General features: G+C 36.3%; 21 protein-coding genes. 9 read left to right on the top strand and 12 right to left on the bottom strand.

Features of this window, described 5'->3' with window-relative positions; translation table 11 throughout:
- Positions 1–235 precede the first annotated feature (235 nt).
- The 4 genes from CY0110_RS17605 to CY0110_RS17590 are packed head-to-tail and all read left to right on the top strand — an operon-like array spanning position 236 to position 4,092.
- Complete coding sequence (locus tag CY0110_RS17605) at positions 236–2,806, top strand: protelomerase family protein (protein ID WP_008276863.1); 2,571 nt, start codon at positions 236–238, stop codon at positions 2,804–2,806.
- Positions 2,807–2,865: 59 nt separating this feature from the next.
- Positions 2,866–3,414, top strand: a complete 549-nt coding sequence (locus tag CY0110_RS17600; RefSeq protein ID WP_008276862.1) for a hypothetical protein — start codon at positions 2,866–2,868, stop codon at positions 3,412–3,414.
- A 54-nt stretch (positions 3,415–3,468) separates the two neighbouring features.
- Positions 3,469–3,768, top strand: coding sequence for a hypothetical protein (locus tag CY0110_RS17595; protein WP_008276861.1), 300 nt, complete (start codon positions 3,469–3,471; stop codon positions 3,766–3,768).
- A 21-nt stretch (positions 3,769–3,789) separates the two neighbouring features.
- Positions 3,790–4,092, top strand: coding sequence for a hypothetical protein (locus CY0110_RS17590; protein WP_008276860.1), 303 nt, complete (start codon positions 3,790–3,792; stop codon positions 4,090–4,092).
- Positions 4,093–4,148: 56 nt separating this feature from the next.
- Here CY0110_RS17590 and CY0110_RS31435 read toward each other — a convergent pair whose 3' ends face one another.
- Positions 4,149–4,277, bottom strand: a complete 129-nt coding sequence (locus tag CY0110_RS31435) for a histidine kinase (RefSeq protein WP_008276859.1) — start codon at positions 4,275–4,277, stop codon at positions 4,149–4,151.
- Positions 4,278–4,456: 179 nt separating this feature from the next.
- On the opposite strand from CY0110_RS31435, the gene CY0110_RS17585 reads away from it, so the two are divergent.
- From CY0110_RS17585 to CY0110_RS31530, 5 genes are all read left to right on the top strand, one after another.
- Positions 4,457–6,046 (top strand): hypothetical protein, encoded by a 1,590-nt coding sequence (locus CY0110_RS17585; protein WP_232285748.1) that lies wholly within the window; start codon positions 4,457–4,459, stop codon positions 6,044–6,046.
- A gap of 153 nt (positions 6,047–6,199) precedes the next feature.
- Positions 6,200–7,129, top strand: a complete 930-nt coding sequence (locus CY0110_RS17580; RefSeq protein ID WP_008276857.1) for a coiled-coil domain-containing protein — start codon at positions 6,200–6,202, stop codon at positions 7,127–7,129.
- Between the two features lie 426 nt (positions 7,130–7,555).
- Positions 7,556–7,792, top strand: coding sequence for a hypothetical protein (locus CY0110_RS17575; protein WP_008276856.1), 237 nt, complete (start codon positions 7,556–7,558; stop codon positions 7,790–7,792).
- On the top strand, positions 7,792–8,256 hold the full coding sequence (locus tag CY0110_RS17570) for a PIN domain-containing protein (protein WP_008276855.1): 465 nt from the start codon (positions 7,792–7,794) through the stop codon (positions 8,254–8,256). Before CY0110_RS17575 ends, CY0110_RS17570 begins: the two co-directional genes overlap by 1 nt.
- A gap of 68 nt (positions 8,257–8,324) precedes the next feature.
- On the top strand, positions 8,325–8,453 hold the full coding sequence (locus tag CY0110_RS31530; RefSeq protein WP_332306405.1) for a hypothetical protein: 129 nt from the start codon (positions 8,325–8,327) through the stop codon (positions 8,451–8,453).
- Between the two features lie 19 nt (positions 8,454–8,472).
- Here the strand turns inward: CY0110_RS31530 and CY0110_RS17565 are convergent, their stop codons facing one another.
- The 11 genes from CY0110_RS17565 to CY0110_RS17515 form a co-directional block, all read right to left on the bottom strand.
- On the bottom strand, positions 8,473–9,099 hold the full coding sequence (locus tag CY0110_RS17565) for a hypothetical protein (protein ID WP_008276854.1): 627 nt from the start codon (positions 9,097–9,099) through the stop codon (positions 8,473–8,475).
- 71 nt (positions 9,100–9,170) lie between these two features.
- A complete protein-coding gene (locus CY0110_RS17560) occupies positions 9,171–12,773 on the bottom strand; it encodes a plasmid replication protein, CyRepA1 family (RefSeq protein ID WP_008276853.1) in 3,603 nt (1,200 codons plus the stop codon).
- Positions 12,774–13,041: 268 nt separating this feature from the next.
- A complete protein-coding gene (locus tag CY0110_RS17555; protein WP_008276852.1) occupies positions 13,042–13,236 on the bottom strand; it encodes a ribbon-helix-helix domain-containing protein in 195 nt (64 codons plus the stop codon).
- Between the two features lie 369 nt (positions 13,237–13,605).
- Positions 13,606–14,469 (bottom strand): formylglycine-generating enzyme family protein, encoded by an 864-nt coding sequence (locus CY0110_RS17550; protein ID WP_008276851.1) that lies wholly within the window; start codon positions 14,467–14,469, stop codon positions 13,606–13,608.
- Positions 14,470–14,819: 350 nt separating this feature from the next.
- The gene (locus tag CY0110_RS17545) at positions 14,820–15,887 is read right to left on the bottom strand and encodes a reverse transcriptase/maturase family protein (RefSeq protein ID WP_008276850.1); all 1,068 of its coding nucleotides are present in this window, start codon (positions 15,885–15,887) and stop codon (positions 14,820–14,822) included.
- A 9-nt stretch (positions 15,888–15,896) separates the two neighbouring features.
- Complete coding sequence (gene avd, locus CY0110_RS17540; RefSeq protein ID WP_008276849.1) at positions 15,897–16,292, bottom strand: diversity-generating retroelement protein Avd; 396 nt, start codon at positions 16,290–16,292, stop codon at positions 15,897–15,899.
- Between the two features lie 179 nt (positions 16,293–16,471).
- Positions 16,472–18,322, bottom strand: a complete 1,851-nt coding sequence (locus tag CY0110_RS28715) for a formylglycine-generating enzyme family protein (protein ID WP_008276848.1) — start codon at positions 18,320–18,322, stop codon at positions 16,472–16,474.
- Complete coding sequence (locus CY0110_RS17530) at positions 18,309–19,526, bottom strand: VWA domain-containing protein (protein ID WP_008276847.1); 1,218 nt, start codon at positions 19,524–19,526, stop codon at positions 18,309–18,311. Before CY0110_RS17530 ends, CY0110_RS28715 begins: the two co-directional genes overlap by 14 nt.
- A 2-nt stretch (positions 19,527–19,528) precedes the next feature.
- On the bottom strand, positions 19,529–20,581 hold the full coding sequence (locus CY0110_RS17525) for an AAA family ATPase (protein WP_008276846.1): 1,053 nt from the start codon (positions 20,579–20,581) through the stop codon (positions 19,529–19,531).
- Positions 20,574–22,235, bottom strand: a complete 1,662-nt coding sequence (locus tag CY0110_RS17520) for a caspase family protein (protein WP_008276845.1) — start codon at positions 22,233–22,235, stop codon at positions 20,574–20,576. Before CY0110_RS17520 ends, CY0110_RS17525 begins: the two co-directional genes overlap by 8 nt.
- Complete coding sequence (locus CY0110_RS17515) at positions 22,232–23,404, bottom strand: hypothetical protein (protein WP_008276844.1); 1,173 nt, start codon at positions 23,402–23,404, stop codon at positions 22,232–22,234. The genes CY0110_RS17520 and CY0110_RS17515 overlap by 4 nt, the downstream gene beginning before the upstream one ends.
- Between the last annotated feature and the right edge of the window lie 147 nt (positions 23,405–23,551).

The raw sequence follows: 23,551 nt of genomic DNA, 5'->3' as shown, positions 1-23,551 counted from the left end.
TCCTTTCCATCCTTTGATAGTTGTTCCCTTAATCTAATTCTAGTTCTGCTTTTAATGGCTTTTTCTTTCGTTTTTGCTCACAATTTATTACCCCTGTTTACCATAATATTTTTAAAGTTTACATCCTATGCTTTTTTTATCTCTTAACTTTTGTTTGTAAATTCTTGACTTTTATTTATTATACAGATATAATTATAACAGATAAGTTCAACCTTTATATTAATTCAAAGGTCTAATGACATCTCCACAGCAGACTCAGAGCTTAATTCATTTTTGTCAACGAGGGGATTTAACCGCACTTCGTCAAGATATTCTCGCTGATTATCGCGATCGCATTCAGGCCGGCAAGCGAACTAAACTGACTTCTGATGAAAGGCAAACCCTCATTTATTGGTTCCTTGAGAGTCTCAAAGGAACCAATAATGAAGCTGATATACAGGCTTTATGTAAAGCTGAAATCGCTTTATTGGAAGAGGGATACCCCAAAAGTACCATTGGTTCTGATATTTTGGCTAAATATCGTCATGCTATTGAACAAGCTGTTAATGATGGTGATTTACCTCTAACGGATAATAATTCCCACCGCTATACCTATCATAAGCATGATACAGGGAAACAGGCAGAAACTCATGAACATTATGCTTTAACTTATCTCAAGTATGATCAACAGACTTATAAAGCCCTCAGAAATCAAACCACTTCAATTAATAACGAACGTCAGGATAATTTACAACCTGTACCACTTCATCGTTATTTAAACGAGATTCAAAAGTTAATACAGACAAAAAATAAAGATCGCTTAGAGTATAAATTAGCGATCGCCATTGCTGGTGCGACGGGACGACGACACACGGAAGTCTTAACTAAAGGTAATTTTACTCTCACTAACCATCCTTATTTACTGCACTTTGAAGGACAGCAGAAAAAGAAAGAAGGTGAACCCACTAGCTTTGATATTTTGACTATCCTTCCTGCTACTCAGGTTATTCAAGCTATTATACAGTTTCGTAAACTTCCTGCTGTGGCTAAGCTTCAAAACTTTAGTAGCCAAAGTAATGAGGTTAAGGGTTTTAATGTACAAGTTAATCGAATGGTTCAGAAACTGTTTCAGGAGACAGAGATAGTTCCTGTCATTCCTGGTAAGAATTATGTTTCTGTTCATCGTTTAAGGGGTGTTTATGGGGCGATCGCTGTTCACTTTTTCTGTCCTGAATTCCGTCATGAACACCGTTTTCTTCAGCATTATTTAGGTCACGTTCTCTCTGAACAGGTGGCTCCTAATAGTCCTGCTACTCCCCATTATTTCCATTATTATTTAGTGGACACAGAAGGGAACCGATTGGGAGATAAAGGGGTTAAGTTAGCTGAGTTTCCTTTGACTGATCAACACGATTATACAGATAAAGTAATAACTCCTGAACCAGAACCCTTGAATCAAGCTCAAGACCCTCAACCTGAAACAGAGATATTTGAAGCACCGTTATTAGATTTCATTGATCATCAGTTACAAGAATCCTTAAAGATAAGCTTATCCCAAATGTTCAGTAGTGGTGGTTATACAGTCTTAGTTGCTGCGTTAATGGCGGTTACGGGTCGTTCTCCTGGTGAGTTAATTAAATCGGGAACCTTTGAAACTTCTGATGATCCCTTTACTCTTACTTTTTCCCCAACGGGTTTAGGTGCTAAGTCAACACTCAAAACATTGATTTCTGCTGATGTTGTGGTTGAGTCTGTACAAAAGCTTAGACAACATCCTGATGCACAGGATTTACGTTACCAGACTCCTAGTTACATTGATAATCATTGCCAACCTTATGTCACTCAAGCGATTCGCACTCATCTTCCTTTTAATGACCTTGATGAAGTAATTGATTTTTATCGACAAACCACTGGCGATTATACAGTTACAAATGAGTCTGAACAGTCTTTAATCTCTGATGAAGATCAGAAGCGGTTAATAGAAATTGGTCAACAGCTTAATCTTGATGGAGAACCATCACAAATACTTCATGGTCTAATTGAGTGGGTTCAGCAACAGTTAGAAACCTCTTCTTCTAAAACAGAACCATTTGAAACAGAAGATTCAAAGCCAGAGACAGACAAACTGGTGAGGTTTGACTGGCGACTGGTGACTGAAACTCTACATCATCAGGCGCAAACCATCGCTTTGTTAACCCAACAGTTGGCTAAACGGGATATTAACCCGACACAAACTCACCCTCAAGCTAATAACGACGATTATGAAGCACAAATTCAACAACTGCAAGGTCAGATTACCCAACTTAAACAACAAAATGATTCTTATGAAAAACAGTTCACTCAGTTGAAAAAACAAGTTCATGATTATGAACAGGAAAATCAAAAACTTAAGAAGACGGTTAAACGATTTGAAACTGTTAAAAAAGCCCTTTTAGGTGAACAACTTGAGTTGCCTATTGATACTGATGGTAACAATTCTCAAACCTCTCAAAAAACGAAACCCAAGACCACAGCTAAAACGAGTAGGAAAAAAACTCGTAAAACTCGTGGACATAAGGGTGCGGCTAAAGATAAAGCTCAAAAGGTTCTTGATGCTGTTACTCAATGGAACCAACAACATCCTGACCAGACTTGGGCGATTAATACTTGTTTATTAGAGACTTCCTTTGGTATTCACCGGCAGGCAGCCATTGAGTTTCAACAAGAACATCAATCAGAAATTGAGCAACTTCATAGTAATAGTAATGTTTCTAATCCTCGTACTCATAATCGGGGCAAAGATTCTCAACAACTTAAAGCCTTTGTTCTCCCTTTGATAGAGGATTAATTATTATTGAAATACCCCCCTAACCTGACTTCTAAACTTATATTATCAAGAACGAAACTATGACCAAAAGAAGAAGAAGAAACCGAAAATCTCAGAAATCGACTATCCAATTATCTCCCGAAACTCAGTACAAACTTTTGTCGGGTCAACAGAAATCTAAATTACCCGAAACAGTTTCTCAACCCTCTCGTTCCAAGTCTTCTGCCGAACTCCAATTACTCGAAAAGTATCTTGATTCCGATTCGATTCTCTCAACCCTTAACAAGCAATTAGCAAAACTAGAAAAGGAACTCAATGGTATTAAGAGAATTTATGATTATGATATTGATAGCTGTCTTCCCTTCCAAAAAGCTAGATGGTTAATTTATGAAGGTGTCCTCAATCTAACTGGAACCATTACTATTCATGATTTTCTTGATGGTAATCTTTTTTCTAAAGATATTGAGGCTAGAAAACAAATTCGACTCGGAGGACAAATGTTATATGACGAGGGTGGCATGAGTGACGTTCATGGAATGCACGACACTCTCTTTTGGTTGTTTATTCCTGATGCTTTTGAACGTACTGTCGAATTCTTATGGCATGGTATCGGTGATTGGAAAGCTTAACTCTTTATACTACATACAAATATTCATCATGTTAAACATGGCTTCTATTCAATTATGACTGAAGAACAACCGACAAACTTTAATAAAGAAGTTGACCGAATGCTCACTCAATCTGAGCAAAGGATTGAGCAACTCAGAGAATTAAACCGCCCCATACGCCCTTGGGAAAAAGAAAGACTTAAAGAACGATTGAGTAAACTAGAACATTATGAAACTTGGGATAAAGCCTATTTTCAGGAGAAATTAACTAGACTTAAAAAAGAGATTAGAATTGTTTCTGTGATGTCTGTTGTTATTCTCTGTTTGTTATTGCTTTGTTGTGCTGCGTTCGGTTTGGTCGTTTGGAAAACTTGATTTTTACTAAGGAATAAAAAGATGGGATTAAATGACTCAGAAGGATTAGAACAAGAAATTGACAAGATGTTAGATAAAGTAGAGCAGAAAATTCGACAGGTCAAAGAACTGAATCGTCCGGCTCTTGATGCGTTAGATAAGCAAGAAATTGAACAACGACTTATCACTTTAGAACAAAGAGATGAATCTGATAAGAAAGCTATGCAAGCTCAATTAACAAGCTTAGAAAGTCAGCTTAATTTGCTTAATCAAAGATTATATATCGTGATGCTAGTTTTGTTAGTAATTTGTGGGCTTTTCGCTTTATTTAGTGATTTAGTTTAATTATTCTTGCTTCCCCATTTACTAATATTGGTTCAATCCAAATGAGTTACACAAACTTATAAAACTCTATCTTTCCAATAATAAGGAATAATCACTATTAAATTCATGGGGGGGCGGATTTCGTGGCTCATGTTGGCGAGAAACTCGACTTTGGCTGCTTGGGCGATCGCAATCGCGTCTTCCAATTCCCGATTTTGTTGCAGTAGTTGGGCTTCACTTTTCCGCTTTTCTTATTTTACTGATTATCCTTGTCGCAATTATCGATAAAGATGATTCTCCTCACTTATTCGCACAAATGCACCTCTTTTATTTCGTACTTATATACTATACAGTTATTTTATGTTCTTCATTCTGGAATCCTTTTATGAATCACTCTAACTCCACAATGCCCCTCTCTCGCCAACTTCGCTACGAAAAAGAATGTCGTCAAAAATGGAAAGAGAATGCTGCTAAAAAACAAGAGAAAATTCGTCAATATGTTGAGAAGACTCGTACTTTAAAAAAAAGTCGTGATCGCTGGAGAACTAAAGCTCAAAAGTCTCAACAACAAGTTCGTTTTTTAGAGCAAAAAGTCTATCACTTAGAATTAGAACTTTTCCATCTTAAACAACAATTAGCCTCTTCTACTACTACTTCTTCTTCAGAGGATACTACTCCTCCTTCTGACCCTGATGATCTCGATGAACACTCCCCTTCCCCTTTTCACCATCGATATTCCCTTTCTACTATCTCTATTTCTGTCAAACAAGTTATTCTTGCTGGACATTCTTATCAAGGGGCTTCTACTTCTATCTCCATTTTTTCCTCTCCTTCTTCTCCTCATTCTACTACTATTAAGTCTTGGGTTGAACGTCTTGGTTTATATGAATTACAACGTCCCAAAGAAAAGCGTGATGACTGGATTTTTATTGCTGATCTCACTCTTGAACTTGGTCAAGAAAAAGCTTTTGTTATCTATGGTATTCCCTATCAATATTGGTCGACTCACGTCTTATCTCAACGTCGGGCTTTAACCTATACTGACGGTCAAATTCTTGCTCTTGAAGTTACTACTGAAGCTACTGGTGAATGGATTGAATCTATCTTACATTCTCTCAGTTTCCAAATTGGGACTCCTCTTCAAATCATCAGTGATCATGGCTCTAATCTTAAAAAAGGTATTCAACTTTTTCAATCTTATCACCCTCGTCTTTATTATACTTATGATGTCACTCATGCTATGGCTAATTTACTAGAAAAACAATTATTTTCTGATGATCTTTTTCCTCAATTTTTATCGGATTGTCATCACTGTCTTCTCCAAGTTCAACAAACTGAATTCGCTTTTGCTTCCCCTCCTCCTCAACGTTCTCAATGTCGTTTTTTTAATCTTGATCCTCTTCTCCATTGGGCTAGAACTATGCTTTCTATCCCTCTTACTCTCCTTTTTCAACTTCTTCCTCATTATCCTACAGAACACATTTCTCGTCGGTTTTTTGAAAAATTTTCTTGGCTTTTTCCTTATCAAAAACATATCCAACTTTGGTCTACTCTCTTACACATGACTCGCTCAATTGAAACTATTGTTAAAACCCAAGGCTTGAATTCTTCTTCTCTTTTTCTTTTCCACAAATCTCTTTCTTCTCTAGATATTCCTCCTTGTCTCTTCCCTTTTAAACATCAACTTTTTAACTATTTCTATACTCAATTATCCTCCCATCCTCCTTATCCTCTCCTGGCTACTTCTGATATCCTTGAATCTCTTTTTGGTCGCTATAAATACTTCTCTAAACGTTGTCCTCTTAAAGAACTTCGTTCTCTTTTACTTACTATTCCTCTCAGCACGGTTAATCTCACTCCTCAGTTTATTAAAGATGCTTTAATGACTGTTAGTAATGCTGATTTGTCTCAATGGGTTAATCATACTTTTGGTCAATCTATGCTTTCTAAACGAAAATCTCTTTTCTCTTTTTAGCCACTTTTTCTATTAGTTATTCTTAAAATACTTAACTCTTTTTCTACTTATTATTTATTTTAACTTTAAATAACGACAGAAAACTTATGGGTAACTTAACCTTTTCTTATCCTTTTCTTTCAACTCCCTACTCTCGATGATGTCTCTGTTCTGTTGACTTTCTCCGATAAAGATAACGACAAGGATGACGATAAGGAGCGCAAGGACAATAAACAATCTGAAACCACCGTTATTCCCATTGATGAACCGAATAACAAGAGTGAACCCAAAACCCCCAACCCCGAACCCCAAACTCCGAACTCCGAACTCATGATGACCATGTTGAAACAACAGTATGATTTAGCCGTACAAAGTAACCTAGAAAAGTATCAAGCTATTATTGAGGGTAAAGATGCTTTACTTGCCGAAAAGGATACTTTAATTGAAGATAAATCCAAACAGGTGACTTTCTTATCTGAACAGTTAAAATTAGCTAATGAACGCACCCTAAATCACTCCCTACCTGATTTATCATCAGAGAATGAACAGCTTCATCTAGAGATTGAAACCCTTAATACTAATATTGAACAACTTGAGCAAAAGCTTTCTGAGACCTCATCTCAACGGGATGAGGCACAGGGAAAAGTCGCTGAACTTGAAGCTATCATAGAACAATTTAAAACCCTTCTTGACCCTAATCATACTAATAATAATCACAAAAATTCTAATACTCATCAAGATAATTCAACAACTCATCATCAAAGTAAAACGTCTGAGAATAATAAACAAAAAAAACCTCGTTCTCAACCGGTTATTGATCTCGATCTAGATCCTAGAGCAGACACTGTTGACCGTGCCATTAATGCTATTAAGACTTATAATAATGATCCCAACCGTACTTACCAGGAAAAGTGGTATATTTCTAATCCTATGGTTGCTGATTTAATCCGTTCAGAGGGCTTTCAAGTCTCTGGGAAGTTTCTTCAAGAATACCTCCGATATCGCTCTGTTGACCTCGAACAACATCATAATTATCATCAGCTTTCTGTACGTCATAATGCTAAACATGACCAGCCTATTTCTAACTTTATCACTATTAATTAATTAAAGAGAGAAAAACAATGAATACATTAATACTTAATTTGATAATTTTTCTGATCGCATTTATAATGGGTTGGATTTACGGAAAACTAACAAAAGATTAATTATTAAAGTTGGTCAAACTGAAATTGAACATCATCATCTTTCCCCATCAATTGGGACGATATCATAATTCTAAGAGTAAATTGGCTCCTTCTATTTCTGATGTTATCTTTTTTAGCGAATGACAAACATAAATCAATATTTAAGTCTTACTTTTTTACTATTCCTATTATTTACTAAAAATAAAGATTTTAAAACTCTTTTATATCTATGTTAAGATAGAGCCAATACCCATATTAATATTAAAATGAAATATCCAAAACTTGCTAATAACTAATACTCTTAAAACTGGTTAAAAATGATCAAATCAATACAATTACTAAACTCATGAAAATCATACAAACTGTAGGAACCATCCATAATAATGAAATAAAACTCACACTTCAAGAGCCTTTAAATGATGGAAAAGTTGATATCATCATCATTGCTGAAAATGAGTTAGATGAATTTGAGCAACGTCATCAAATTATGGTTGAACAAGGGTATGATACTCCTGAAAAAGTAATGGAGCTTATTCATAAAGTTAAACTTGAAATGCTCTCTGAAAAAGGTAGAGCAGAATAATGTCTTCCTTAAAACGGGTCTTTTTAGATACTAACATTTTTATCATTGGTGATGCAATTAAAACTAGCCCTGAAAGTCTCATTTTAGAATCTCTTGGCTATCGAAATTCCAAGCCTATTCTTTCGTCTGAAATTATTTTTTCCGATGAACTTCTTGACCAAATCCGAAGAGTAGGTAAGTATTTATATGGAAAAGATCAAGCTGGTCAACTTATCTCTAATATCTGGCGTTGGTTAGATATTTATTATGTTTCTTCTACTACAGATTGGAGTGAAGAAAAATTGAGGTTAATGAATAGTAAAATTATTCCAACAGAAGATATTGAAATTTATCTTTCAGCTAAATATGGACAAGCTGATTGTTTGGTTTCAGGTAATAGAGAATTACTCAAAGCTATTGCTGATTTTGAGTGTTTAACTACAGAGGATTTCGTCAATAAATATCTCAAAACCTACAATCGCTAACATTACTAATAAAAAGTTTTATTGGTTCATCCGAGATAGAAGACCTCAAAAATGCTTGAGGACAATACATTTTATATGACAAAATTCTCCGAGCCAAACTATCAGAACGGACTCTTTATTTAGCTATTAGAAAAGATATTTTTATAGCTTATTTAGTCAAAAAATTGGACAGATTTTATTGTCAGATAACTCCCTAAAAATGATTATTTTCGACAATTAGAGATAAGTTTCTAGCAAACACTCAATTTCATCAATATCATAATCCAAATGAACAGAAATACTCTCATTAAGAGAATCTTCTTCCATTATGCACACATTTGAACCAAGAAATGGTAAAACTTTTTCTCCCATGCTTGTCACGTAGCTTTCTGAAAAATTGGGAGTGGCCAGAAAAACAATGGCTTTACTCATATCATTTGTAATTGTCGATAAGCCTTCTTCAAAAGCTTGAACCATCTCATCTTTAAACTCAATTGTTGCTAAATATTTTTCACTCTCAAACAGAGTCGCTTTATAGATAGGGTCTTTCCTTTTTGAGAACATTTCCACTTTCGTTGTTAACGAACCAAATTCATTATATTTATTTCTTTGCCACACCGTTCCATTGGAATCTTCATCATTCATGAGCATAAATATACAAGGTTTATTCTCGTCTAGATTTTGCTGATAATAAGCTCCAAAATCTGGTATTAATTTTTTAGGTTTATATTCAGGACTAGGATTCGATTCTTTAATCAGTCTCGACTTTTTCTCCCCTTTTAATAAAGCCAACGTAGTTTCAGAGGATAGCGAAGTGAGAGATTTTTTCTTTTTTCTCTTATGTTTTCTATCAGATTTTTTCATTCTTTTTCCTCTTTTTCTAGGTCTATTATAGTAGGTAAACTGCCTATATAACCGATGATTTTAGCTAAAAATTAAACAGAAGTTAAATAATCAACTCGTAACGATCTCCTAACTCCATTAACTTCTAGGATAGCGTAACGGCTTAATCCCTCCCTAAGCTCTTTAATTACAGCTTTAGCCCCGATTAGGGAATCATCCAACAAGTCACCCTGAATCCGTACCCATTGCCCTATCTTCACAGGCCAATCACTCGGCGGACTGGCTTTTTGTAGTATCGATTCTTGATCCAGATGTGGCTGATCTTCTTTAACAATTATTGGCACATCTGGATCATTACTTTTCTTTTGCTGGTCTAGATTACAGCTATTTTTAGACTCATGAGTTTGATTGACATTTTTTAGCTCGGATTTCGTACTACAAGATTGTTGTTGTAGTACGTTTTCGTCATCCCATCTGAGAGTTTGGAGATGTTCGGGTGAGTAGTCACGGGTGATTCTGGCCTCAATTATTTCGGTCAGCTTGCTGATGGCCCCATGAACAAAATTATCGTGTTGGTCGAATTCGATGACTTCTTTGACATTTACTTTGACCGGTACCACCTTATATACCCTTGTTCTACCTTCATCCGAGAGGCGGCGATCGCTTAAATCATAGCCGATCTGATTGAGAAGCCACCGTATAAACTTGATGGGGTCTTTTGATGGCCGCCTTCCTAAACCCTGCCAGATCCGTTTTAGGTTAGCTCGTTTAATCAACTCCTGTACCGGTTCGCTATCGGCTGTGAATTCCCCGGACACTTCGATAAAATACAGTAACCTTAGATCAAACAAGGCTTTTAGGAATAGGTAACGGGGCTTAATTTTCCAGGGGCAAAGTTTTCCTCTTCTGACTTTATTTAATAAGTTGTTGTAAAAGCGTTTTACTTTTACTAGGGCTGGTGAGTTTTCTTGGTCAAATTTCTCTAGATAGATTCTATTTTCTATTTGAGTTATTAGATTGGGATATTTATATTTAACCAAGTAAATTAATTCAGGACTCCAAAAAGCAGAGTTTTGAATATTGGGTAAAAGTTTGATTAATTTAGCTTTCATTAACGCACATCTATCTTCCCAATGAGCGTCTTGGCTTAGCATCATCCAAGGCTTGTCTAGGTACTTGTCAGACGACTCAAAGATACTTGTTGAGTCTTGAACCTTAGTTTTTATCTTCTCTTTTGAAACCTCTTTATTAACAGTTTTAAATGGGTCTTGATATTCAGGAGTATAACGATTACAAATATCATATCCCTGTTGCTCTAATAACCAATAAACACACTGTCTAAGGTTGGCTTTTTCATAATTGATCATTGCTTCTAATCGTTGGGCTAGTTTACTCTCAGGAGTATCTAAGTCTTCTTTGACTTTACTTAATAGTTCACTGATTAGTTCTGCTTTATTATCTTCCCCAACCATTGCTAAATGAAGGTCACGGGTTAGCCGTTGATTAAAATGATATTGTAGTTTTTCTAAGAAGGGTGATTTAATACTATTCTTGTCATTTACTTTAGTAAAGGGATTTACCCATAAATAACGGGTTACTTGACTATCCCTGATTCTCCCTATTATCTGAGTAATCGAATCAGCATCTAATGCCCCATAAAATAAACCGAAGAAGTGAGTAAAATAGTTACTAATCTTAATATCTAAGCCACTCTCACAGGAAGGTGAAAATAATAATCTGTCTATTTTATTTTCCCTTAAATACTTATCAGGGTCTTTTAAGAACTCTTTAACTTCTGATTGGTTAATTGTTTTACTATCGATTCTTAATACTTTGTAACCTAACTTATCTAAAATTCTGTGTAATGATTCTAGTAAGGTTTGATTGTCAGAGGCGATCGCTCCTGTCATATCGCTAATAGTTATTAAGTCATATAACCAAGGGGCATGATCTCGTTTTCTTAGTTTTGTTTTCTTAATGGTTCCTTCTAATAAAACTAAGTTAGCTTTATTACCTTTATAGGTATTTTCTACTTTTTCTATCTTTTTGCTAGGGTCACAGGCTTCGATAAAATAACAATACATATCTGAGAGATTACCATCAAAACAGATAATTCTATCGGCTTTTTTAATGGCTTCTTTGACTAATTCTATTGCTTGTTCTCTACTATTAATAGTTCGAGAAAATAACAGATGTTTTAACACTGAAATGATTTCGTCTAGTAATAATACTTTCTCATCGAAGTCGTTAGGGTTAAAACGGTAATGAGAGTTAATACAAGCTGTGACTTTTCCTAAAGGGTTTCTAATATAAAGACTACTTTCTTGTTCATGGATATGGGTAAATTCTATGTTTTTACCTGTTTCTTTTTTAGCCTTAGAGGTTTTTTCACAAAACTGATACAATAACGAGTTTCTGTATCCTAAACTAACAGCCCCATAGTTCTCTAAAGAGTCTTTAAACCATTTAATTGTATTGGTGGTTTTACCTGTTCCTAACCCTGATTTGCCACATAAGACAGAGTTCTTATCGGGTACAGGTAAGTCTAAATACTCCTGCTCTACTGTTTTGGTTGGGGTGAACTGTTTACAACTTTTCCAGGCTTTAAATGCTTTTTGATGGTAAACTAATTGGTCTGATTTTTCCTTGAACTCCTTAATCGGAATTAAGGTTATCTCAAGGTTTTCAACATCAATTTCGTCAATGTCTAAGTCAGTTTTATCTTCTAATTGGCCCCAGTCAGCTACTTTTAAATCAGGTAAGATTTTTCCTAATTTTTCATAGGCGATCGCTACATTGGGATTAATAATACTACCTGCATCAGCATACAGAATAAATTCAACTTCATCCCATCCATATCTGGACTTGATTGAGGCGATCGCATTCTCTACAGCTTCAGAACTACTGCCAAAGTTCCCCCCACTAGCTCCGATAACAGGAATCCCCACCTTAGATGAGGCTAGAAGGGGTTTGTATTCTAAACCTTCAGTGAACCCTATTATTTCCTTTTCGGGGGCTTCCTGGGGCAAATAAACGGCGATGGGTTGCTCCCCTGATGGTAGATGATACTTCACCCCACGCTTGGCACTACTCAAGGGATAGTATTTGTTCTCAGTTTCAGGGGTCAGATCATTAACTCTCAGATGAGTGTATAATCCGTCTTCATTAGGAATAGGGATTAATATCCCGTCTGTATGGTTAATTAAGCTTAAACCATCATATTTCACCCCTGATAGTTCGTTAGTAACGGGTGAGCTTAGTTTTTGCCATTGGCTTACGCTTCGGTAGTTAGCTTGTTCTATTTGGCGATCGCTTATTCCCCTTTCTCTCAGGATTTGAACATGGCGATCGCTTAACTCTAATTGGTTGAGAATTTCCCTGATTACTTTATCCCTTTCGGGTATGGGTAGCAGGGCATTAAGTTGTTCTCGTTCCTGTTGTTGCCGTAAGTCCCGTTGCTGTTGCTGGTCTTCTAACCATTCTTGGCGACGTTCATCGGCCCACTTCTCAGCATCGGGTTTATATGCCCAAAGATTGAAGTTCCAAGCGTCCTGGCCACGATATACATAGTCTAAAGGGTTCGCTTCGTTGCTTCGACAGTGAACCAAGCCAGTGCTTGTGTTTTGTCGGCAATCATGGCGATCTCCATTACATACCGGACAGGGAGTGCTGCGATTATATCTAATCCAAGACATACGTACCCCCTAGCCACGATATTAGGGAGCAAGTGATGGATTTTAGAAAAAAATTTCCATCACATTTAGATCCGCTCAACAGCAGACTGTGTATAACTTTCATTCATGTCTCCAGAAGGGTTAATTAGCTTCTGGCTACCCTTAAACTGGCGTTAACGGGGAATCTTAGGAGAGAATAGAAATAATAAATTGTAAGTTTTGGGCTTGGTTCAGCCCTGTTGGTTAGGAAAAGATTTCCATAATTGCCATCGGGGTTAGCCAGCTTTTTTTAATCATCCTTAAGATGACCTTCTTCCTCGGCTTTTTCAATAGCCTCTTCTACTAAAACTTCGACAAAGTTTGAGACAGAACGCTTATGATGCGCTGCCAATTTCTCTAACTTACTTTTTGTCTGTTCACTGACATAGAAAACGACCCTTGGTTTTTTCGTTGCCATTTTCTTGTTATTCAACACTGCAACCATTAGATTACCTCATAGTATCCAAACCCTGCCCCCCCAGCTTACACTCTTTGTCACTATAGTATGCACACTATTCATGGTTCTTAACAATATTTTTTAAGGTTTTCAAGCTGGCTTAAAGGTGCTGAGAGTTGTCGTTTAGGGAGGTCTGGGGAAACCCTTACTCCAGAAATCAAAAACCCAGTTTATCTTCAAGCGTCATCTGGTAAGGCTTTCAAACCGTGTCCCCACGCCAGCAGAAAGATGCAAAAAGACAACAATGATCTCGAAATTGGGTAAAAGTATGTTGAGAATTTGATGGTTTTATTGTTAAGTTTTATAACAATCCTATTTTTGGCGCGAAGAGAGCAAGAGGGCAAAAAGTGCAGAGTGCTAAGAAGTCCTGGGGGGACAACACACTACACGCAACCCAAAATCGTAGAAGTCGAAGCGCGGATTAAAGCCGTCGCGGTAGGCGGAACGGCATCGATAAGGATCGGGGAACCAGGAACCGCCTCGTCTTACACGATTACGTTCATCTGTCAATATTTGTTTAATGTTCTTTACAATATCATCGTAATAATCTTCTTCATCCCACACTCGTCCATCTGTGGGTGCGTCATTATAGTTATCATGCCAAGGGTCTAAACACCACTCAAACACATTCCCGTGCATATCGCTTAACCCAAACGGGTTAGCTGCATCAAATTGATCGACTTCCGTTGTTTCACGTCTATATTCCCCTTTTTCCCCTTTCCCATAAGCTCCATACTTTTCATCTGTCCCGTTATAATTAGCTAAATTAGTTGAGATAGTGTCCCCGAAATGAAAAGGCGTTGTGGTTCCGGCACGACAAGCATATTCCCATTCCGCTTCACTGGGTAAGCGATAATTACGTTTGGTTTGGACTGATAAACGAGCGCAGAATTCTATGGCATCATACCAGTTAACTCTCTCTACAGGTCGCTTATCCCCTTTAAATTCGGACGGGTTAGACTTAAGCTCTTTTCCTACTTCTGGCATAGCAGCAACCGCTTTCCATTGCGCTTGAGTAATCGGATAGCGTCCCATAAAAAACAACGGTACCGTTACGCGATGCTGAGGTCTTTCCCTGTCAAAACTGCTTTCTTCTGAGGATGGAGAACCCATCATAAAACTTCCAGAGGGGATGAGTATCATATCCAAGGGAACACCGTTTAAGTCTTCTACGAACCCTTGAACTTGCTTTGGTTCTCGTTTAATCCTTAGTTGAGCCATGTCCTCTCAAAAATAAGTAGATTGGAAAACGGTTCGGGTTGACCCTACTAGGCTCTCCAATCTGATTGATTTTCGGGAGTTATTCACCCCACAGGACAGGTCTGGACTCTTCAGGACGCTCCCCGTAAATTCCCATTTACAAGCTCTGGAATAGAAGAGTGCTGGGGGGACAACACACTACACGCAACCCATAATTGTTGTTGTCGTTGCGCGGATTATTGTTGTTGCGGTAGGCGGAACGGCATTGATTAGGATTGTTGATCCAGGAACCGCCTCGTTTTCATGCCTGCCCATTCTCGATCTTCCCTGATTATGGCAACTTCTCACCAAAACTTTAGATTTTCTTAGGCTTAACTCCAATTTTCTCGTTGAAACACCCAATGGTCAAAAATCTGTCGTCTCAGTAGCTCTGTATCACCATGTTTTAGGTGTGCCTCCCAACTGCTCAATCGCTGTACCACCTCTTTTAACGAGATTTCACCGTAACGATAATCATATTGTAGCTGTCTCAATCTTTTACGCGATCGCCTAAGATTATCATTTCTCACTCGAACCTGATGAGGTAAGACCCGAAAACCTAAAAAATTAGCTCCATATTTTGTTTCAAATAACTGAGTTTTTACAGGGTGAAGTTTTAATCTTAACGTCGTTAAATAATCTTCTATTAATTGCTTGGACGTTATCAAAAAATCTTGATTATCAGAGAATAAAGCAAAGTCATCCACATATCTAACATACTTCTTAGCTTTCAACTCTTCTTTAACAAAATGATCAAACTTGTTAAGATATAAATTACAAAAGAATTGACTGGTTAAATTTCCAATAGCTAACCCTTTTCTACGTTCTGTTAAAGTTAATAAATCATCTCCTGGGAAAACATCATTTACAGGTTCTTGTTCATTACTATTATCAATAATAATATCAATTAACCATAACGTTTTTGAACATTTAAGATAGTGACGAATCTGTTGCTTTAGGATTTCATGGTCGATACTGGGAAAATATTTCTTGATATCACACTGTAAAATATATTTACTACTTCGGTCAAAGCCAATAAACCGTTTTAAAGCCCGATGACTTCCATAACCTTCTCTGTTAGCATAAGAATCAGGAATAAAACTTTTTTCAATCAATGGCACAATCACATTACAGAGTGCATGATGAACCACTCTATCTCGATAAGGCGCAGCCGAAATTAATCGGGGTTTGGGATCATAAATCCTAAAAGTGGAATACTCTCCTGGCTGATAGGTATGGCTTTTGAGTTCTTTTTGTAGTTTTAGTAAATTGCCTTCTAAGTTATCATTAAATTCTAAAACGCTATCCCTAAATCGTTTGCCTAATTGTGCTTTTTTGGCTGCTTTAAGCAAATTCTCAAACTCAACAATTTTCGGGTACAGATTGCCATATCGCTTCATAGTTTCTGTTTAGTTCAAATTAGCTCTGTGTTGATAATGATTGTTATGCTGATTTTTAAGATTAATATTTTGCTGTTTCTGTTGTTTGATCCATCCACCTAACTCAATGCCGATTCCTTGTAATTGCTGGTTAATGTATTGATAGCGTTTCAGAGAAATTAACTCGAAATCATACAATAATCGTGTTTGATATCTAAGAACATCTAACTCGCTATTTAGACTTTGTAACTGAGTTAACTTTTCTTTAGCGTATCTGGCTCTTAGTAATCCTTCCAATAACTCATAAAGCTCAGTAATCATTCTATCCCCTAACAGAAATTTATGGTCACGGGGCAACTTATTTAATATTGGCACAATCCACTTTACAAAATCATAGGTTTTCTGAATAACTGGTAATTCACTCACGAATGATTTTTCCCTTAACTTCCTATACACAGATTTCTGATTATGACAGAAAAGAACCACTTATTCCCTCAACTAATTTTACTGTTTGTTGCTTTTTATTTCTATTATATTAAGTTTTGTAAAGTAGCCATTTTTGGTGCGAAGGGCAAAGGGAAAAAGGGCAAAAGAGCAGAGTGCAACTAAGTCCTTGGGGGACAACACACTACACGCAACCCAAAACCGTAGCTGCCGTCGCGCGGAGCATCGTAGTTGCGGAAGGCGGAACGGCAAAGATAAGGAATGCCGATCCAGGAACCGCCTCGTAATACACGACTGCGCTCATCTGTCAACATTTGTGTAATATTCTTTACAATATGATCGTAATAATCTTCTTGCTGATTTTCTTCATCCCACACTCTTCCATCTGTGGGTGCGTTCTTATAGCTATCATACCAAGGGTCTAAACACCACTCAAAAACATTCCCGTGCATATCGTACAAACCAAAGGCGTTCGGTTTAAAAGACCTCACAGGGATTGTTTTTTCTCGGTATTGCCCTTTCTGTTCATCCCCATAGGTATAAGACGCATCATAGTTGGCTAACTTATCGGTTATAGTATCTCCAAAGTGAAAAGGAGGATAAACTTTTTCATTAATAGAATTTTCTTCTGTGTCTGTCTCAGGTACATCAACAGGAGGACGTTCAAACCCTCGACAAGCATATTCCCATTCCGCTTCACTGGGTAAACGGTATTCTCTCCCAGTATGGACTGATAAACGAGCGCACCATTCTATAGCATCGTACCAATTAATACTATCAACAGGGTTATTATCTCCTTTGAAACTTGATGGGTCAGGTTTCAGTTCTCGTTCAACTTGAGGTAAGGAAGCGATCGCCCGCCATTGTGCTTGAGTAATGGGGGTTTGAGCCATGAAAAAAGGAGGTATTTTGACCCGATGTTGTGGACTTTCGCTGTCATCTCTATTTTTTTCCTCAGAGTGTGATCCCATGATGAACTCCCCTTCTGGGATATAGATCATGGTTATCGGTTCAACGGTTGGTTTGGCTTCTCCATCTAGGTTATTATCGCCCTCAACTTCTGAATTTTCTGAGGCTTCATCCAAGTTGTTGAAGTCTAATGGTTCTTTATAGTAGTAAGCTTCACATGGCTGTGTTTTAATCGTTTCCCCACGACGATTAACAAAAACTGTTTCAAATTCCCCTAATTGGGCTTTTTCTTCCTCTTTTTCATCCTTACCATTATCGTCAACAACAATTGTGGCAACGTTTATATCAAAGGTTATTAGCTTAATATTGAGTTGAGTAGAAAGACTAGGTGAAGCGTTATCAGAAGGTAAAGTAAGAGGGTCTTTGAGCTTAATTTTTTGAGAAAAAGCTAATTTTTGCTGCTCAAATTTTTGAACTAAAGCGTTATGTTCTGAAGTATTTGTTCTTTGATAAGCAGTATTAAGAATAATATCGTTATAAGTCAAAAGAGGTTCAAAACCCCTTTCAATTAAGGGTCGTGCTAATGTTTTGAGAAACGTTGTCCAACGGAATGCTTCTCTAATATTTTCAGATTTAATCCCTTGACTGAGTTTTTGAGCTAATTCTTTAGCGGCTAAACTGGGTTTAGTGTAAGTTAAAGCTGTTATTTTCTGACGTTCTTTAATATTTTGGGTATGGGGATCAGTACCAACTAATCTTTTTTCAAGATACTGCAACATAAACTGACCCATTTCTGTTAATTGTTGTTCATTAAGCACTCTAAGAAGTTGATTGCGTGTTTCTAATTCCATTTCATAGGTTTCATAGCCCATTTCTTGACATAGAGGAGAAAGCAGAATGTGAGCCACCGCTATCCAAGGCGTGTCTTTAACACAAAAAATTGCCCAAATTTGATAAAGAAGATCCGGAGTCAAAACAAGAGGAAATGCTGCATAACAGGCCAGGTTAAAATAGCTTTGTCCATCCTTCCCATATTGTTCACAAAACGCTTCAATTCGCTCTTTTGCTGCAATTTCTTGAGGAGTTAGCTCAACTTTTGTCATTGAAGTCTCCTCCTTTGCTATAACTAACAAAAATTTCTTCTAAAGCCTCTTGTTTTTTGTCTAAAGAAAGGGAGGAAAGGGATCTGCCTCTCAAAACGGAGATCGCTGCATTTAATCCATTTCGACTTAAACTAAACATAGGAATAAATTGTGCAATAACAGAAGCAGAAGTCTGCTCCCAAGTATCACGAGGCATGGGATTAAGCCAAGCACAATAACGAACGGCTGTTCTTAATTGTTTAAGAAACGTTTGTGTTTGTTCAATTCTGTCTCGATCATAATGATGTCTTGCTGCTCCGGCATCACTAATAATTAAAGCGACGGCACGATTATCTAAATTTGCGAAAACATCCGTTAAAGACATTTTCTCAAAAAGACTAGGTTCTTGAAAAAGATAGTCTCTTGGACAATTGTGAAAATAATATACATCTGTTTTCCGAAGTTTCCCCCCCCGTTGGGCTGTTTCGATTAATTGACGACTTAGATAATGAAATGGCACCATTGACCCCATTTGATCCACCAATAAGATTAAATCAGAACAATTAGTGCGTCGGGGACGTAGAACAGGTTCGGTGAAGATACCAATTTGACTAACTTTATGAATTGTTGCCTCAATATCAAGTTCTTCGGGTTTTCCTTCTCGAACCAGACGACGCAGCGATCGCCAACATTGCTTCATTTGTCGTTGAGTCACTGGAAAATATTCTCTTAAAAAAACAAATGAACGATGACTTTTTTGGCTATCATCATCTAGTTCAGTTAATTTTACCGCTTGAGCCACTTCCCCTGTGGGTTGATTAAGGGGAATACTATAATCTTTCTCAATTTCTGATTGAAACAACCGACGTGGTGGAAGTAAAGGAGGTTCTTTTTTCTGAGGAACTTGTGGTTTGTCTTTATTTTTTGTCGTTTCTGGTACTTTAGTTACACTATCTAAGAAAGGGAGTTTAACCGAATAATTAACTCTAATTTGTTGACAAAGTTGATAAATAATTTCTTCTTGTTGGGGGGATTTTGCCCATAACCAGGAACATAATTGTTCTAAGTCTCTTTTTTCAGTTTCTTCGCCAATCCTAGAATTACCAACAATAATACCTGTTTCTAAAAGCTTAACCGCCGTTACGTAATCATCTATCCCCAGTGACCATCCTTGACGACGTAGGGCGTTAAATAAATAATATAGAGGTAAATGATGAGGATTCATTGCTAAGACCTCATCTCTTCAATTAACGTACTATCTTCTAACCGCTTGAGGAGAATTTCTGGAAAAATAATTTTCTTATCCATCAGTTGTTTTTTTGTATCTTCTTCCCCATCAGGATTACAAACTAAAACTCGATACCAATCAATTAGTTCACTGGTGGTTACTTTTTTTGCATTGCTAATTTCTCGTTTTTCCATTAGGGAACGTAACTGACAAAAATTCTTTACAGCCATCTTAATTAAGTCCTCTCCCGATTCAGGAAAATGAGCTTGCACAATTTTTTCTAAGTCTTCAATTTTTGGGAATTTTATATAATGGAAAAGACAGCGACGGAGAAAAGCCTCTGGTAAATCTTTTTCATCGTTGCTGGTAATAAAAATAATTGGACGTTTAATTAGCTCTTTTCGTCTTCCTATTTCATCGATTAAAAACCCACCCTGATCTAATTCTTGTAACAAATCGTTAGGAAAGTCAATATCAGCTTTATCAATTTCATCAATTAGAATTACAGCTTGTTTATCACTACTAAAAGCTTTCCCTAATGCTCCATATCTTAAATAAAAGTTACCTGTTTCTTCATTTTGTTCTTGATTATTTTCAATCTTTTTTATTAAAGAATATTCTTCAATAATATCTGAGGTTGCTAATCTGGCCGTAGCAGCTTCCCGAATCGAGGAGACTTGACTTCCAGCTAATTGAGAATCTTGTAATCGTTTAACAGTATCATAGCGATATAATCCATCCTTAGCTCTTGTTGTTGATTTAATATTCCAGCAATAATAAGGCATATTTAGCTCCGTGGCAACTGCCTGAGCAAGACGGGTTTTACCACATCCTGGCTCTCCTTTTAAAAGTAATGGTCGTTTTTCTAATAACAGTGTTAAATTAACAACATTAATTAATTCATCTGGGGGAATATATGGCTCCCATTCTCTTTCTTTGTCACTATCTTTGCTGTTATCATTTAACAGCTTATTTGGATTTTCTAGTTTTACTTCTGTACCCTCATAAGGGGTTTTATTTTGTTGACAAAGTGCTGCTTTGAGATTAAACATCACCGACCCTCCTGTGAACTTCAGAATTACTCCATCTTATATGAAAATGCTGATAAATTTCTTTGTAAACTTTGCGAGGATTTCCTTTCTTTCCATCCATTTCACTGTCTCGGTAAATAGTTGAAGCTTGATTGAGAGCAAAATTCGCAGATAATCCTTTTTCTTCTAATTCTTTTTGAGTATCTGTTAGCCATTCTTCTATATCTGATTCTTGAAAATTATTGGTTAGTAATTGACAGATTTTATTAGAGTCTAAATGGATAAAGCTCTTCTTATAATCGAGAAAGAAAATAAACACTTTATTTTCATTGGTTTTATTTCCCTGTTCTTGAGTAGAAGAAACCTCATTTAGTAAAGGTTGACAGATTTCTTCAAGGATTTCATCGAAATACCATTTAGGAATCTCATGGGATATCTGAAAGATAATCACAATCGATCTTTGGCGACAATAATTAGATATTTTAGTAATAACTTCTTTCTTATTCAGTGTATTTCCTGAGTTTAAATAAGGAGCAAAAGATTGCCATACGAAAGAAGAGTCTATCCCTAAATTTCCATTTAAGGTTATTGCCCAAGGTACTTGTTCTTGTGCCTCAACTCTTGTACTTAATCCTGATTCATCTTGTATTGAATCTAATTTAATACATGGATTAATTAGCTTATCTTTTAACATTTCAATTCCACTATCTTTTGTTCCACATAAAAGAAAAGGTTTAACGACATCATTTCTAGTTTCTTTACAAAATTTCCAATATTGCTCCCGAAAATTCAGATTTAATAACCCCTTAAATAGTTCTGTATCAGTAATAGATTCACGACTTTCAACAAAATCAGATTGAATAGCGTTAGGATTTAAACAAAATCTTTCTTGATCACCAGGGGGTTGTCGAAACCAAAGATAAATGGGAATGGGATAATCCTGATGATTAGTTTCAAACACTCTTTTTATATTTTGTATTACATTTTTCATCGCTTCTGGACTAGGTAATGCCTTCTCCCGATTTAGTTGATTTAATAACTCTTTAGAAAATAACCCTGTTTTTTCATTATTTTTATTGATAGCTGCATATCCTTCTGATGTAGCGTAAAAAACAAACTGCTCGCAAGGGCGATGTATTTCTTGTTTATAGTCTTCGTTTCTTAAATTGAGCGGCGAATATTTACTTGACCTTTCAGCTTGATAATACTTAGCACAGGTATCGACTAAAATTACCTGTCTTTCAAAATTATAAAAATAACGAGTTTTTAGTGATTCTTGTAACGAATTTAAGTTTACATTTTGCTCACCATCATCATAAAGTAATCTACGGAATCCATTTTCATCAGTGATACCATGACCTCCCCAGAATATATATAGCGTCTCTCCACCAGATACTCTAATCTTATTAATTAGAGATTCATCAATAGCGTTTCTTGTGGCTTTTTGTAGGTTTATTGTCTCCTTATTTAATTTAAAATCACTCACTAATACTTGATTTTCTTCTAACTCAGAAATATGCAAAAAAATCTGTTCTGGAGGAACACCTACTCCACATAACCAATCAGCAAAATTTAAAGCATCCTTCGCCGGCCCATTTAGTGACAACCACCCCTTCTCATATTTTTCTACTCCAACAACTAAAGCATAGGTATTTTGACAGATAGATTCACTCACAACGTCTTAATTCTCCCCACAATGGCTTTCCATGTGGCAGTATTATTCCAATACTCATTATGAGAATCAGGAAATGATTTTTGATTATCCACAAGAACATCCTGAACCTTATCAGGAAAAATTGTACCACCAATATAACTTAGAAAATCCCGTAAGTCGTAAATGTTTAACCATGAAGGAAAATGCTCTGGTAAAGATTTTCCAAACTCTAAACTTTGAAGGGCATTAAGTTCGTAAAAATAAGGAGCCTGAGAACCTACAGTAATTAATAATTTAACTTGTTCACTTAAAGATTCTTCAATCAGTAAGTCTACACAAGCTATTCCCCCTAAACTATGCGCTAATAACACAACTGGTTCATCCGCTTCCTCAATATATGACTTAATCAAACCTCTGATTTTCTTTCCTCGTCCTTGATACAGTAAGACATCTCCAACAAATGGAGTTATCCCATCAGAAATAAGTCCTCTTTCACCTCGAAGATATCTTGTTAACATTGATTTTCCTAATGGAATCAGTATTTTAAATATCTTAGAAATAATATTTTCGGTTCCACCTCGTTCTGAAGTTGAATCAATTTCATTACTTAGACTTTCTACCAGTTCTTCTCTTAGCTTTAAGTCATTTATGAGAGGAATTTCTTTGTTATTTCTATCACTTATAACTATGGCTTCTGCAATTACCGCTCTAGCTATTATTTCTTGATTTTCTATATTGACTAGATTTTTATAGGGATTTGAATTAATCACATTATTCATAGCTTGCTGAAAAATATCTTCAATCCCACATTGATTAAATTGCTGTGTTAGTTGCTCTGACGGGTTAAAAGCTGCAACTTTATCTTTCAAACTACTGTTACTGAAAAAATCATCTTCTGGTGAATCTAAAGATAATAATCGTAATTCATACAAAGGATCTTGAAAAAGTCGTATCCAACGAAGAGTATTTTCATCTAACGAAGGCACTTCCACTGATTTTTTCGTTGAATCATAGAGAGGGATTGATGCTCCCCCTGCATTTAATTTTCCTCCAAGAGAATCTCCCCATGCACAATAGATGACATTGATATCTGGAATCTCCTCAGATAGTCTCTGTTTTATACACTCAAAAGTCTTAACGTCTTTAGACTCTCGTACTGATATCCCATGAATAACAATTACTTTTGTCATTTACTTTTTAAACGATAGGCACTTATTTAATAACCCTATCATCATTTGAATTCATTAAAAATCCCTCGATTTGAGGTTCCAACGGCAATTGCTGAATTTAGTTGATAAAAAAATTCAGAGTTCAGTGTATATACTTAATTAGTCAAT

The sequence above is a fragment of the Crocosphaera chwakensis CCY0110 genome, from assembly GCF_000169335.1.
Classification (GTDB): domain Bacteria; phylum Cyanobacteriota; class Cyanobacteriia; order Cyanobacteriales; family Microcystaceae; genus Crocosphaera; species Crocosphaera chwakensis.
This window is presented reverse-complemented; position numbering and strand designations above follow the sequence as displayed.